13 protein-coding genes, 8 tRNA genes and 2 rRNA genes are annotated in these 14109 nt (G+C 53.0%); all 23 read left to right on the top strand.

The window, feature by feature from the left end; genetic code table 11:
• Nucleotides 1–50: 50 nt before the first annotated feature.
• A complete protein-coding gene (gene ftsH, locus ETC05_RS15180; RefSeq protein ID WP_031406292.1) occupies nt 51–1946 on the top strand; it encodes an ATP-dependent zinc metalloprotease FtsH in 1896 nt (631 codons plus the stop codon).
• A gap of 126 nt (nt 1947–2072) precedes the next feature.
• A complete protein-coding gene (locus ETC05_RS15175; protein WP_171661364.1) occupies nt 2073–2849 on the top strand; it encodes a type III pantothenate kinase in 777 nt (258 codons plus the stop codon).
• Nucleotides 2850–2864: 15 nt separating this feature from the next.
• Nucleotides 2865–3749 (top strand): Hsp33 family molecular chaperone HslO, encoded by an 885-nt coding sequence (hslO, locus tag ETC05_RS15170; RefSeq protein ID WP_031406288.1) that lies wholly within the window; start codon nt 2865–2867, stop codon nt 3747–3749.
• 86 nt (nt 3750–3835) lie between these two features.
• Nucleotides 3836–4762 carry a cysteine synthase A gene (gene cysK / locus ETC05_RS15165; RefSeq protein ID WP_011229580.1) on the top strand — a complete coding sequence of 309 codons (927 nt, stop codon included), beginning with the start codon at nt 3836–3838 and terminating at the stop codon, nt 4760–4762.
• A 112-nt stretch (nt 4763–4874) separates the two neighbouring features.
• On the top strand, nt 4875–6296 hold the full coding sequence (locus tag ETC05_RS15160; RefSeq protein WP_171661363.1) for an anthranilate synthase component I family protein: 1422 nt from the start codon (nt 4875–4877) through the stop codon (nt 6294–6296).
• 5 nt (nt 6297–6301) lie between these two features.
• Nucleotides 6302–6877, top strand: a complete 576-nt coding sequence (pabA, locus tag ETC05_RS15155) for an aminodeoxychorismate/anthranilate synthase component II (RefSeq protein ID WP_031406283.1) — start codon at nt 6302–6304, stop codon at nt 6875–6877.
• A 5-nt stretch (nt 6878–6882) separates the two neighbouring features.
• Nucleotides 6883–7758 (top strand): aminodeoxychorismate lyase, encoded by an 876-nt coding sequence (gene pabC / locus ETC05_RS15150; RefSeq protein WP_171661362.1) that lies wholly within the window; start codon nt 6883–6885, stop codon nt 7756–7758.
• A complete protein-coding gene (gene folP, locus ETC05_RS15145) occupies nt 7758–8609 on the top strand; it encodes a dihydropteroate synthase (protein WP_171661361.1) in 852 nt (283 codons plus the stop codon). Before pabC ends, folP begins: the two co-directional genes overlap by 1 nt.
• On the top strand, nt 8602–8961 hold the full coding sequence (gene folB, locus ETC05_RS15140) for a dihydroneopterin aldolase (RefSeq protein WP_305040730.1): 360 nt from the start codon (nt 8602–8604) through the stop codon (nt 8959–8961). Before folP ends, folB begins: the two co-directional genes overlap by 8 nt.
• Nucleotides 8962–9489: a 2-amino-4-hydroxy-6-hydroxymethyldihydropteridine diphosphokinase gene (gene folK / locus ETC05_RS15135; RefSeq protein ID WP_031406275.1), complete on the top strand. Its 528-nt coding sequence runs from the start codon at nt 8962–8964 to the stop codon at nt 9487–9489.
• Nucleotides 9441–9662: a helix-turn-helix domain-containing protein gene (locus ETC05_RS15130; RefSeq protein ID WP_031406273.1), complete on the top strand. Its 222-nt coding sequence runs from the start codon at nt 9441–9443 to the stop codon at nt 9660–9662. Before folK ends, ETC05_RS15130 begins: the two co-directional genes overlap by 49 nt.
• A gap of 16 nt (nt 9663–9678) precedes the next feature.
• Nucleotides 9679–10680 (top strand): tRNA dihydrouridine synthase DusB, encoded by a 1002-nt coding sequence (dusB, locus tag ETC05_RS15125; protein ID WP_031406271.1) that lies wholly within the window; start codon nt 9679–9681, stop codon nt 10678–10680.
• A 283-nt stretch (nt 10681–10963) separates the two neighbouring features.
• On the top strand, nt 10964–12448 hold the full coding sequence (lysS, locus tag ETC05_RS15120; RefSeq protein ID WP_031406266.1) for a lysine--tRNA ligase: 1485 nt from the start codon (nt 10964–10966) through the stop codon (nt 12446–12448).
• A gap of 252 nt (nt 12449–12700) precedes the next feature.
• Nucleotides 12701–12817 (top strand): 5S ribosomal RNA (rrf, locus tag ETC05_RS15115).
• Between the two features lie 8 nt (nt 12818–12825).
• Nucleotides 12826–12901, top strand: a tRNA-Val gene (locus ETC05_RS15110).
• Between the two features lie 244 nt (nt 12902–13145).
• Nucleotides 13146–13221: transfer RNA gene (locus ETC05_RS15105), tRNA-Lys, on the top strand.
• 10 nt (nt 13222–13231) lie between these two features.
• Nucleotides 13232–13316, top strand: a tRNA-Leu gene (locus ETC05_RS15100).
• Between the two features lie 11 nt (nt 13317–13327).
• Nucleotides 13328–13402: transfer RNA gene (locus ETC05_RS15095), tRNA-Gly, on the top strand.
• 16 nt (nt 13403–13418) lie between these two features.
• Nucleotides 13419–13504: transfer RNA gene (locus ETC05_RS15090), tRNA-Leu, on the top strand.
• A gap of 3 nt (nt 13505–13507) precedes the next feature.
• A tRNA-Arg gene (locus ETC05_RS15085) sits at nt 13508–13581 on the top strand.
• Nucleotides 13582–13585: 4 nt separating this feature from the next.
• A tRNA-Pro gene (locus ETC05_RS15080) sits at nt 13586–13659 on the top strand.
• Nucleotides 13660–13671: 12 nt separating this feature from the next.
• Nucleotides 13672–13744: transfer RNA gene (locus ETC05_RS15075), tRNA-Ala, on the top strand.
• 164 nt (nt 13745–13908) lie between these two features.
• Nucleotides 13909–14109 (top strand): 16S ribosomal RNA (locus tag ETC05_RS15070); the annotation flags it as partial.

The following is a 14109-nucleotide window of genomic DNA, read 5'->3' as shown; positions in this document are numbered from 1 at the left end:
TTCTATGATAGTATTGAGTATAGTGTGTTTCATATGGGAGGAGGCAAGAAATGAACCGGATTTTCCGCAATACCATCTTTTATTTGCTGATTTTTCTCGTCGTGATCGGCGTCGTCAGCTTTTTTAACGGCACAAACCAACGAACGGAGCCGATGACGTACGATGCGTTCATCACTCATCTGGAAAACGGGGATGTCAAGTCGTTTTCCATTAAGCCGGAGCGCGGCGTATATGAAATCAAAGGTCAGTTGAAAACATATAGCGAAGGGCAGTACTTTTCCACCTACGTCATGAACAGCGACAAAGTGCTTGATCGCATCGATGCGGCGGCGGCGCGAACAAGGGTGGAAGTGGTGCCGGCGGATGAAACGAGCGGATGGGTGACGTTTTTTACTTCCATCATCCCGTTTGTTATTATTTTTATTTTGTTTTTCTTCCTTTTGAACCAGGCACAGGGCGGCGGCAGCCGAGTGATGAATTTCGGCAAAAGCCGGGCGCGGCTGTATACGGATGACAAGCGGAAAGTCCGCTTCCGCGATGTGGCTGGGGCAGATGAGGAAAAGGAAGAGTTGGTGGAAATCGTCGAGTTTTTAAAAGATCCGCGCAAGTTTGCGGAACTTGGCGCCCGCATTCCGAAAGGGGTATTGCTCGTTGGGCCGCCGGGAACGGGGAAAACGTTATTGGCGCGCGCGGTTGCTGGAGAAGCGGGCGTGCCGTTTTTCTCGATCAGCGGGTCGGATTTCGTGGAAATGTTCGTCGGGGTCGGGGCGTCGCGGGTGCGCGACTTGTTTGAGACGGCGAAAAAAAATGCGCCGTGCATCATCTTCATTGATGAGATCGACGCCGTTGGCCGCCAGCGCGGCGCCGGTCTTGGCGGCGGCCATGACGAGCGTGAGCAGACGCTCAACCAACTGCTTGTGGAAATGGACGGCTTTAACGGCAACGAAGGGATCATTATTATCGCGGCGACGAACCGGCCGGACATTTTAGACCCAGCGCTGTTGCGCCCAGGTCGCTTCGACCGGCAGATTACCGTCGACCGCCCGGATGTCAAAGGGCGCGAAGCGGTGTTGCGCGTGCATGCCCGCAACAAGCCGCTCGATGAATCGGTTGACTTGAAGACGATCGCGATGCGGACGCCTGGATTTTCCGGCGCCGACTTGGAAAACTTGCTGAATGAGGCAGCGCTCGTTGCAGCACGCCGCAACAAAAAGAAAATCGATATGAGCGACATCGACGAGGCGACGGACCGGGTGATTGCCGGACCGGCCAAAAAAAGCCGTGTCATTTCGGAAAAAGAACGGCGCATCGTCGCGTTTCACGAAGCTGGGCATACGGTGATCGGCATGGTGCTCGCCGATGCGGAAATGGTGCATAAAGTGACGATTGTGCCGCGCGGCCAAGCCGGCGGCTATGCGGTCATGCTGCCGAAAGAAGACCGCTACTTTATGACGAAAGCCGAATTAATGGATAAAATCACTGGATTGCTTGGCGGGCGCGTCGCTGAGGAAATTGTGTTCAATGAGGTGAGCACGGGGGCTCATAACGATTTTCAGCGGGCGACAAACATCGCGCGCCGGATGGTGACGGAGTTTGGCATGAGCGAAAAACTCGGCCCCCTGCAATTCGGCCAACCGAGCGGGCAAGTGTTTTTAGGACGAGATTTGCATAACGAACAAAACTACAGCGACAAAATCGCCTATGAGATTGACTTAGAGATTCAGCGCATCATTAAAGAATGCTACGAAAAAGCAAAACAAATTTTGACCCAGCATCGCGATAAATTGGATTTGATCGCCAATACCTTGTTGGAAGTCGAGACGCTCGATGCGGAGCAAATTAAACATTTGTTTGAACATGGCACGCTGCCGCCGGAACGCAATGAGCGTGATGGAATTGATAAAGGCAGCGATGTGAAAATCAACATCCAAAAGAAAGAGGAGTAATCGATGTCTCTGTTCGGAGGCATCTTTTTTTTGCCGGCGGCCCAAGGAAAGAAGAACAGTTTTTTTTCTACAAGTATGATATGATAAAGAAAGGGAATTTATCGAGGAAAAGCGAGGAATGAAGCGATGATTTTTGTATTGGATGTCGGCAACACAAACACGGTGTTAGGGGTGTATGACGGCGACGAACTGAAACATCATTGGCGCATTGAAACAAACCGGGCGAAAACGGAAGACGAATATGCGATGACGGTGAAGGCGCTTTTGAACCATGTCGGCTTGCAGTTTTCCGACATTCGAGGCATCATCATTTCCTCGGTCGTGCCGCCGATCATGTTCGCTCTTGAGCGCATGTGCTTAAAATATTTCCATATCAAGCCGCTTGTTGTCGGTCCGGGCATTAAAACCGGGCTCGACATTAAATATGATAATCCGCGCGAAGTGGGCGCCGACCGGATCGTCAACGCGGTCGCCGGCATCCACTTGTACGGCAGTCCGTTGATTATCGTCGATTTCGGCACGGCAACGACGTATTGTTATATTAATGAACATAAACAATATATGGGAGGGGCCATTGCCCCGGGAATTATGATCTCGACAGAGGCTCTGTTTGCGCGGGCGGCGAAATTGCCGCGCATTGAAATCGCCCGCCCGGATGATATTATCGGCAAAAATACGGTCAGCGCCATGCAAGCGGGCATTTTATACGGCTATGTTGGACAGGTGGAAGGCATCGTATCGCGAATGAAGGCCAAAAGCAAAATTCCGCCGAAGGTGATTGCTACTGGCGGTCTGGCTCCGCTCATTGCCAGCGAGTCGGACGTCATTGATGTCGTGGATCCGTTTTTAACGCTGACAGGACTGAAATTGTTGTATGAGAAAAATACGGAGAAAAAGGGATGAAAGGCTTGGTGAGTCATGGGAGACTACTTAGTGAAAGCGCTCGCTTATGATGGACAAGTGAGGGCTTATGCGGCAAGGACAACGGAGACGGTTGCGGAAGCGCAACGCCGCCACCAAACGTGGCCGACCGCCTCAGCGGCCCTCGGCCGGGCGTTGACCGCTGGCGTCATGATGGGAGCGATGCTGAAAGGCGAGGAAACGTTGACGATTAAAATTGACGGCGGCGGCCCGATTGGCGTCATTTTGGTCGACAGCAACGCCAAAGGGGAAGTGCGTGGCTATGTAACGAATCCGCATGTGCATTTTGAGCTGAATGAGCACGGGAAGCTTGATGTGGCGCGGGCGGTTGGCAAAAATGGGATGTTGACGGTCGTGAAAGATCTAGGCCTGCGCGACTTTTTCACCGGACAAGTGCCGCTTGTCTCCGGGGAGCTCGGCGACGATTTTACGTATTATTTTGCTTCGTCCGAGCAAATTCCGTCATCAGTCGGTGTAGGAGTGCTCGTCAATCCCGACCATACGATTCGGGCGGCGGGAGGATTTATCATCCAGTTAATGCCCGGAACGGAAGAGCGTACGATCGCCCGCATTGAAGAGCGGTTGAAACAAATTCCGCCCGTATCGCGCATGATTGAAAGCGGGCTCGGGCCGGAGCAAATGCTCGAACAGCTGTTGGGCGACGGCGGCGTGCGTGTACTGGAAACGATGCCGGTGTCATTCGTCTGCCGCTGTTCGCGTGAGCGGATTGCTGACGCCCTTATCAGCTTAGGGCCTGAGGAAATTCAAGACATCATGGACAAAGAAGGACAGGCAGAGGCTTCGTGTCATTTTTGCAATGAAACATACCATTTCGACAAAGCGGAGTTGGAACAGCTGAAACAACTCGCAAAAAAAGAATGAAAACAGTAAAATGATTGACAATTACGCCAATAGTTGATACATTGGAGACAAAGTCGATAAAATTAATGGGGATTAGAGGTGGAATCATGGCACGCACAGTCAACTCGATCACCGAATTGATCGGCGATACGCCGGCTGTGAAACTGAACCGCATCGTAGATGAAGACAGCGCGGATGTATATTTGAAGTTGGAGTTTATGAACCCGGGCAGCAGCGTCAAAGACCGGATTGCGTTGGCGATGATTGAGGCGGCGGAAAAAGCAGGCAAGCTGAAGCCGGGCGACACGATCGTTGAGCCGACAAGCGGCAACACTGGGATCGGTTTGGCGATGGTCGCGGCGGCGAAAGGGTATAAGGCGGTATTGGTCATGCCGGATACGATGAGCTTGGAACGCCGCAACCTGTTGCGGGCGTATGGAGCCGAGCTTGTGCTCACACCGGGCGCACAAGGGATGCGCGGAGCCATCGCAAAGGCGGAAGAGCTCGTCCGCGAGCACGGCTACTTTATGCCGCAGCAATTTAAAAACGAGGCGAACCCGGAAATCCATCGCTTGACGACCGGGAAAGAGATCGTGGAGCAAATGGGCGACCAGCTTGATGCGTTCGTTGCCGGCGTCGGCACAGGTGGAACGATCACGGGGGCAGGTAAAGTGTTGCGTGAGGCTTACCCGAACATTAAAATTTACGCCGTTGAACCGGCCGATTCCCCGGTCTTGTCGGGAGGAAAGCCAGGTCCGCACAAAATCCAAGGGATCGGCGCTGGCTTTGTTCCAGATATTTTGGACACGAGCATTTACGATGGGGTGATTACGGTAACGACGGAAGAAGCGTTTGCGGCGGCCCGCCGCGCGGCTCGCGAGGAAGGCATTCTCGGCGGCATTTCGTCTGGCGCTGCGATTCACGCGGCATTGAAAGTGGCGAAAGAGCTCGGCAAAGGGAAAAAAGTGCTCGCCATCATCCCGAGCAACGGCGAACGTTATTTGAGCACGCCTCTTTATCAATTTGAAGACTAAGCAGCTTTTTCGGCAGGGGCAACCCTGTCGAATTTTTTTTACGAGAATGATGACCGAGGCGGACAATCATTGTACAATATAAAGTAACGGACATCGTAAGGAGTTGACGAAGATGGAACAGCGGCGCAGGCGACTGAAACGAACGATCGACTATCGCGGACGGGATTGGTTCCGCCAGTACGAACAGCTGGCCTATAGCCGGCCTCATCATGTGTTGCTTGAGAGCGGCCAAGGGGGAAGGTACAGCATTATCGGCCTTGACCCGATCGGAGTGATCCGCGCTGATGAGCGGCGGCTCATCATCAAGCAGCGCGGGGGTGAAACGGTGCTCGATGGCCCGCCGTTTGAAAGGCTCCGGCAATGGTTTCGGCGGTTCGCCGTGCCGAATGAAGGCGACCCGTTGCCTTGCCAAGGCGGGCTGATCGGTTTCGTTAGCTATGATGCGGTTCGCTATCTAGAACGGCTCCCGGTGCTCGCGCAAGATGATTTGCAGCTGCCGTTTCTGTATTTTTTCCTCTTTGACGACGTAGCGATTTATGACCACCAAACGGAACAGCTTCATTTGCTTGCCTACGCGAATGAAGGGGAGGAAAGCGAAGCAAACCGGCGGCTGGCGCGGCATGCGCGGATGTGGCTCGAGGACCGGAATGAAGCGCTGATTTGGCCGCTTGCTGCCTCGGCAGCTGCGCCGTCTGTTTCAATGACAAAAGAGGGGTTTATGGAGGCGGTTCGCCGCGTGCAGCGCTATATTGCGGCGGGCGACGTGTTTCAAGTCAATCTATCGGTGCGCCAGTCGCAGCCGCTGTTGACACACCCATTTGCCGTCTACAAACAGTTGCGGGCTCTAAATCCATCCCCTTATATGGCGTATTTGCACACCCCAGAGTTTCAAGTGGTCAGCGGCTCGCCGGAGTTGCTCGTCCGCAAGCGGGGATGGCGCCTTGAGACGCGGCCGATTGCCGGCACACGTTCGCGCGGTCGGACGGCGGCAGAGGATGAACAAATTGCCCGCAAGTTGCTTGCGAGTGAAAAAGAGCGGGCCGAGCACGCCATGCTCGTTGATCTCGAACGGAATGACCTTGGGCGCGTCTGTGCCTACGGGACGGTTCGGGTGGACGAATGGATGACTATCGAAAAGTATTCTCATGTGATGCATATTGTTTCTCACGTATCCGGCACCATGGCGCCGGAGCACGATGCGTTTTCCGTCATTCGTGCCATGTTCCCCGGCGGGACGATCACCGGCGCTCCAAAAGTGCGAACAATGGAAATTATTGAAGAGCTGGAGCCGGTGCGCCGCGGCTTGTATACGGGCTCGATCGGTTGGATCGATTTTCAAGGAAACATGGAGCTCAACATCGCCATTCGCACGATGGTCGTCAAAGACGGATTGGCGCATGTACAGGCAGGGGCGGGCATCGTCATCGACTCCAACCCCGAGCATGAGTACAAGGAATGTATAAAGAAAGCGGCCGCCCTTTGGAAAGCGAAAGAGCTGAGCGAAGCAGAGGCATTATTTCCGAGCATGAGGTGAGAATGATGATCGTCATGATTGATAACTACGACTCATTTACGTACAATTTGGTGCAATATTTGGGCGTGTTGGGCGAAGAGCTGATTGTCAAACGGAATGATGAAATTACGGTGGCTGAAATCGAACGGCTCCGCCCCGATTTTATCATGATTTCCCCCGGTCCGTGCACACCGAATGAGGCAGGGGTCAGCCTAGAAGTCATTGATCGCTTTGCCGGTCAAATTCCCATTTTCGGCGTCTGCCTCGGGCATCAAGCCATCGCCCAGGCATTCGGCGGCCGCGTCGTCCGCGCTCCAAGGCTGATGCACGGGAAAACATCGTCCGTCTACCATGATGGGGAGACGATTTTCCGCGGCGTGCCGAACCCGTTTACGGCCACGCGCTACCATTCCCTGATCGTCGAGAGAGAGACGCTTCCGGACTGTTTCGTCGTGTCGGCTTGGACGGAAGAGGAGGAAGTGATGGCCATTCGCCATAAAACGCTGCCGGTGGAAGGCGTGCAGTTTCACCCGGAATCGATTATGACCAGCCATGGGATGCAGCTGTTGAAAAATTTTATCGACACATATAAAAAGGCGTGACGGTCATGTACGTGTATATCAACGGCGCGGTCGTTCCGCGCGAGGAGGCTCAGTTGTCAGCGTTTGATCACGGGTTTTTATATGGGCTCGGCTTATTTGAAACATTCCGCACGTATCGCGGCCACCCGTTTTTGCTTGACGATCATTTGGCGCGATTGAACAAAGGGCTGTCTGCGCTGCACATCGAAAGGCAGTTCGGCCGCGCTGAAGCGGTGGCGATCATCGAGCAGCTGCTCGAGGCCAATGGCTTGTGCGACGCGTATGTGCGCTTCAATGTATCGGCCGGGGTCGGCGATCTCGGCTTGCCGATCGAAAAGTACCGAAGCCCGACCGTCATCGTCTATATGAAGCCGCTTCCGCCGCCCGTCCCTCCGGAAGGAAAAGAAGGGGTGGTGCTCGCGGCAAGGCGGAACAGCCCGGAAGGCCAGGAGCGACTAAAGTCGCACCATTATTTAAACAATATGATTGGGAAATGGGAGCTCGGACATCGACCTCATGCGGAAGGAATTTTTTTGAATTCAGATGGGGCGGTAGCGGAGGGGATCGTTTCCAATATTTTTTGGGTGAAAGCCGGCGTTGTCTACACGCCAGCGCCGGCTGTCGGCATATTAAATGGCATCACAAGACAATTCGTCATCGCATTGCTCAGACAGTTGGGCATTCCCGTTGAAGAAGGGGCCTATCCGCTGTCCCATCTGTTGCAGGCGGATGAAGCCTTTATCACCAACTCTGTGCAGGAAATTGTCCCCCTTTTCCGCATTGGCCGTTGCGTCTACCAAGGAAAAAACGGCCCGGTGGTTCAGGCGCTGCAGCATCATTACCGGCGCTTGGCTCATCAGTTATGGACGAGGAATGAATTGGCGGAAAGGATGAACGACTGATGACAACATCGATGCGCCCTCTTCGGCTTCAATGCCGCGGGCATGAATTTGACTTAAACAAAAAAACGTTGATCATGGGCATTGTCAACGTTACGCCCGATTCGTTTTCCGACGGCGGCCGGTTTTACGACGTGGAAAACGCGGTCAAGCACGCGAAGCGGCTTGTGGCGGAAGGAGCAGACATCATTGACATCGGCGGTGAATCAACTCGTCCGGGGGCAGATCCAGTGCCGCTCGATGAAGAGCTGCGCCGGGTCATCCCAGCGGTCAAAGCGATCGCTGAGGCGGTGAACGTACCCATTTCCATTGACACTTACAAGGCAGAGGTCGCTCGGCAAGCGATCGAAGCGGGAGCGCACATGATCAACGACGTTTGGGGAGCAAAAGCCGATCCCGATATGGCCCGCGTCGCCGCCACGTACGGCGTGCCGATTATTTTAATGCACAACCGCCGCGATATGGCGTATCGCGATTTAATTTCCGACATGATCGCTGATTTGCAGGAAAGCATTCGCATTGCCAAAGGAGCCGGTGTGAAAGAGGAAAACATTATTTTAGACCCAGGCATCGGCTTCGCCAAGACGGTCGAGCATAACTTGGAAGTGATGCGCCGTCTTGACGAATTTGCCGCTCTTGGCTATCCGCTTTTGCTCGGTACATCGCGCAAACGGTTTATCGGCCATGTGCTCAATGTCCCAGTTGAGGAACGGATGGAAGGGACGGGAGCGACCGTTTGCCTCGGCATCGTCAAAGGCGTGCATATCGTCCGCGTCCACGATGTATTGCCGATTGCTCGCATGGTGAAAATGATGGATGCCATGCTTGGGAAGGGAGAGAGCGGCCATCGATAAAATCTACGTGCACGGCATGGAATTTTACGGTTACCACGGGGTGCTTCGCGAAGAAAACATCCTTGGTCAGCGGTTTTTGGTCGATGTGACGTTGGAGCTCGATTTGCAGCCCGCCGGGCGGAGCGATCGTCTTGAGTATACCGTCAACTACGCCGATGTGTACGAGCACTGCCGGGTGATCGTGGAAGAGCGGACGTTTGCCTTGATCGAGGCGGTCGCTGAAGCGATCGCTGCCGACTTGCTCGCCGTCTTTCCTGTTGTTCAGCGTTGCATTGTCAAAGTGACAAAGCCGAATCCGCCGATTCGCGGCCATTATCAATATGTCGCAGTCGAAATTGATAGGGGTCGTTAAATGGAAAACATTGCATATCTCGCTTTAGGCTCTAACCTTGGAGATCGTGTTTCCTATTTGCGTTCTGCCATTGAAGCGCTCTATCATCATAAAGAAATTTTTATCACATCCAGCTCATCGATTTATGAAACTGATCCGGTTGGCTACGTCAATCAAGGCAAGTTTTTAAACATGGTGATCGAGGTGGCGACGACGTTGTCGCCGTTTGCCTTGCTTGACGTGACCCAGCAAATCGAACGAAAATTTGGGAGGAAAAGGGAAATTCGTTGGGGGCCACGAACGTTAGACCTTGACATTTTGCTGTATAATCATGAAAATATTGAAACAGAGCAACTGACGATCCCGCACCCGCGCATGGCGGAGCGGGCGTTCGTGCTCATCCCGTTGTTGGAAGTCAACTCTCACGTGACAATACCGAACCTTTCCGAGCCGTTAATCGACATCATTGACCGACTACCTGACAAAAAAGGAGTTCATGTATGGAAGCGGAAAGATGGGGAAGACGTATTCGCGCTTTTCGAAAGTTGAAGGGATATACGCAAGAAAGACTGGCGAAAGAACTTGGCATTTCTGTATCGATTCTTGGTGAAATTGAACGCGGAAACCGAATGCCGTCCGATTCACTCGTTGGACAAATTGCCGAACGGCTGAACATATCGGTAGAGGAGCTGTCTCCGCCGAAACTCGAATCAAACAAGTAGAAAGGAGGCATCTGCGATGTTTCGCATCGGCGATGTCGAAATTAAAAACCGTGTCGTGCTCGCCCCGATGGCAGGCGTATGCAACTCTGCGTTCCGCCTGACCGTCAAAGAATTCGGCGCCGGGCTTGTATGCGCGGAGATGGTCAGCGACAAAGGAATCGTATACAACAACGAAAAGACGTTAAACATGTTATATATTGATGAACGGGAAAAGCCGATCAGCTTGCAAATTTTCGGCGGCGAGAAAGAGACGCTCGTCAAAGCGGCGAAATTTGTCGATAAAAATACGAATGCCGATATCATCGACATTAACATGGGTTGCCCAGTGCCGAAAATTACGAATTGCGACGCTGGAGCGAAATGGCTGCTTGACCCGAATAAAATCTATGATGTCGTTGCCGCGATCGTCGATGCCGTGGAAAAACCGGTCACGGTGAAAATGCGGATCGGTTGGGATGAAAAGCACATTTACGCCGTCGAAAACGCTCAAGCCGTCGAGCGCGCCGGCGGGAAGGCCGTCGCCGTTCATGGACGGACAAGGGTGCAAATGTATGAAGGAAAAGCGGACTGGAACATCATCAAGCAAGTGAAAGAAGCGGTCAGCATCCCAGTCATCGGCAATGGCGACGTCAAAACGCCGCAAGATGCCAAACGGATGCTGGAAGAGACAGGAGTCGACGGTGTCATGATCGGACGGGCGGCGCTTGGCAACCCATGGATGATCTACCGCACGGTCCGCTATTTAGAAACTGGGGAGCTCATTCCGGAACCGACGCCGCGGGAAAAAATCGACGTCTGCCTGTTGCATTTGGATCGGTTGATTGCCTTAAAAGGCGAGTATATCGCCGTGAAAGAAATGCGTAAACACGCTGCTTGGTATTTAAAGGGTATTCGCGGTGCAGCGAAAATCCGCAACGCCATCAATGAATGCGAAACGCGGGACGAACTGGCCGCGCTGTTGCTTCGCGTGGCGGAAGAAGCGGAAGTCCAAGCAGCGGCGAACGCCGAAGCCGTTTAACATCGCTCCGAAAGAAGTCTCCCACTTCGCAACAAAGTGAAAGTGGGAGAGGAGTTTTGGTTAGGCGCAACCGAAGGCGATGATCGAACCGTGGGCGCACGGGGATCGCTCGGTCCATTTCCCGGCATAGGATGGGATGATCTGAGAAGCCCCCATCTTCCATGCATTAGCGTAGAAGGTGGGAGTATGTCGCACAACAGGGACGATGTTCATGCAGCGGAGAACTGCCAGCGGGCGCTGGCAGTATTTTTCGTAAAAAATCGCTAAATGGAGTGAATGAGCCATGAGTCACGAAGAATTGAACGACCAACTGCGCGTCCGCAGGGAAAAGCTGAAAAAAATTGAAGAATTGGGCGTTGACCCGTTTGGCAAGCGGTTCGAGCGCACTCATAAAGCGCAAGAACTGTTCGAGCTGTACGGCGATTTATCGAAAGAGGAATTGGAGGAAAAGCAAATTGAAGTCGCCGTCGCCGGCCGCATCATGACAAAGCGCGGCAAAGGCAAAGCGGGATTTGCCCACATCCAAGACGTTACAGGGCAAATCCAAATTTACGTCCGCCAAGACGATGTCGGCGAACAACAGTACGAACTGTTTAAAATCTCCGACCTTGGCGACATCGTCGGTGTGCGCGGCACAATGTTTAAAACAAAAGTCGGTGAACTTTCCATCAAAGTGTCGTCGTACGAATTTTTGACGAAGGCGCTACGTCCATTGCCGGAAAAATACCACGGTTTGAAAGATATCGAGCAACGCTATCGCCAGCGTTATCTCGATTTAATCATGAATCCAGAAAGCAAGAAGACGTTCATTACTCGCAGTTTGATCATCCAATCGATGCGGCGGTATCTTGACAGCCATGGCTATTTGGAAGTTGAAACGCCGATGATGCACGCTGTGGCTGGGGGTGCTGCGGCGCGTCCGTTCATTACGCATCATAACGCATTGGATATGACCCTTTATATGCGAATCGCCATCGAGCTCCATTTAAAACGGCTCATCGTCGGCGGTTTGGAAAAGGTGTATGAAATCGGCCGCGTTTTCCGGAACGAAGGCATTTCCACCCGCCATAATCCGGAGTTTACGATGCTCGAATTGTACGAGGCGTACGCCGATTTCCGCGACATCATGAAACTGACCGAGAATTTGATCGCCCACATTGCGAATGAAGTGCTCGGAACGACGAAAATTCAATACGGCGAACATATCGTTGACTTAACGCCTGAATGGCGGCGCCTCCATATGGTTGACGCAATCAAGGAATATGTCGGCGTCGACTTCTGGCAGCAGATGAGCGACGAAGAGGCGCGGGAGCTGGCGAAAGAACATGGCGTGGAAGTCGCTCCCCACATGACGTTTGGCCATATTGTCAACGAGTTTTTTGAACAAAAAGTCGAGTCCCATCTCATCCAGCCGACGTTCATTTATGGCCATCCGGTTGAAATTTCACCGTTGGCCAAGAAAAATCCGGACGACCCGCGTTTTACCGACCGATTTGAGCTGTTTATCGTCGGGCGCGAACATGCCAATGCCTTTACTGAACTGAACGACCCGATTGATCAGCGCCAACGCTTCGAGGCGCAGCTGAAAGAGCGTGAACAAGGAAACGATGAAGCGCATGAAATGGACGAGGACTTCCTTGAAGCACTCGAATACGGCATGCCGCCGACAGGCGGGCTTGGCATCGGCGTCGACCGCTTAGTTATGCTCTTGACCAACTCGCCGTCCATTCGTGATGTGCTGCTCTTCCCACAAATGCGCCATAAATAACCATGATCGTCCCCTGCAAAGAAAAACGGCAGGGGACGATCTGTGTAAAAAAAACTATTGACTTTAAAATTTTAGTTATGTAAAATAAAGATCGTCGTTTTCACAAAAAACAGGTGCAAAAAAGCGAGTTGACAAACATTCTCCAATGTGTTATATTATGATAGCACGTTGAAACAATAGAACAGTTGTTAAAAACAAAGGATTATTGACAAACAAATAAATGTAATTATAATATAACTTGTCTGTTGATTGCCTAGTGATGATAGCGGAGGGGAAACACCCGTTCCCATCCCGAACACGGAAGTTAAGCCCTCCAGCGCCGATGGTAGTTGGGGCCAGCGCCCCTGCAAGAGTAGGTCGTTGCTAGGCAATTCCGTGGAGGATTAGCTCAGCTGGGAGAGCACTTGCCTTACAAGCAAGGGGTCGGCGGTTCGATCCCGTCATCCTCCACCATTTATGCATTTATGTGAATACGATATGAGCCATTAGCTCAGTAACGAGCGATGCATCTTCGAGTTGACTGCGAGTTACCTCGACGCATCAGGCTTCTTTGAAACAGCTGGTAGAGGAAGAGGCAGGTAGAGCAACGAGCGATACATCCTCGAAATCGCTTCGAGTTGTCCCGACGCACTGGGCATCCTTGAATCAGCTAGCAGAGGAAGGGACATCGTCAAATATCTGAGTGTATTCAAAATATGAGCCATTAGCTCAGTAGGTAGAGCATCTGACTTTTAATCAGAGGGTCGGAGGTTCGAGTCCTCCATGGCTCACCACAATTGATTTGCGGGTGTGGCGGAATTGGCAGACGCGCTAGATTCAGGGTCTAGTGCCCTTTACGGGCGTGGGGGTTCGAGTCCCTTCACCCGCATGTTGGTTCGAGCGGAAGTAGTTCAGTGGTAGAACACCACCTTGCCAAGGTGGGGGTCGCGGGTTCGAGTCCCGTCTTCCGCTCCATTTATTTGCCCATTTAGCCGGGGTGGCGGAATTGGCAGACGCACAGGACTTAAAATCCTGGGGTAGGTAACTACCGTGCCGGTTCGAGTCCGGCCCTCGGCACTTGCGCTCGTAGCTCAATTGGATAGAGCATCTGACTACGGATCAGAAGGTTAGGGGTTCGAATCCTCTCGAGCGCGTTAACGGGAAGTAGCTCAGCTTGGTAGAGCACATGGTTTGGGACCATGGGGTCGCAGGTTCAAATCCTGTCTTCCCGATAGCGGCCACATGGGGCCTTAGCTCAGCTGGGAGAGCGCCTGCTTTGCACGCAGGAGGTCATCGGTTCGATCCCGATAGGCTCCATCATCGTTCCTTGAAAACTGAACGAAACGAAGCGCAACGAAAAGCGGAGGTCCGTGGATCGCCGCGACGGGCAAATGTTCTTCACCCACAGGGGTGCTTGCACCCCGAGGGGGGTATTTGACCCCGAGCGGCGGCGGACCGAAGCGGAATTAGCCAATCAATTTTCTTTGGAGAGTTTGATCCTGGCTCAGGACGAACGCTGGCGGCGTGCCTAATACATGCAAGTCGAGCGGACCGGATCGGAGCTTGCTCTGGTTTGGTCAGCGGCGGACGGGTGAGTAACACGTGGGCAACCTGCCCGCAAGACCGGGATAACTCCGGGAAACCGGGGCTAATACCGGATAACACCGAAGACCGCATGGTCT

This window comes from Geobacillus sp. BMUD (genome assembly GCF_013096845.1).
Classification (GTDB): Bacteria; Bacillota; Bacilli; order Bacillales; family Anoxybacillaceae; genus Geobacillus; species Geobacillus vulcani.
The sequence above is the reverse complement of the archived record's forward strand: the minus strand, read 5'-3'. Positions and strand labels throughout refer to the sequence as shown.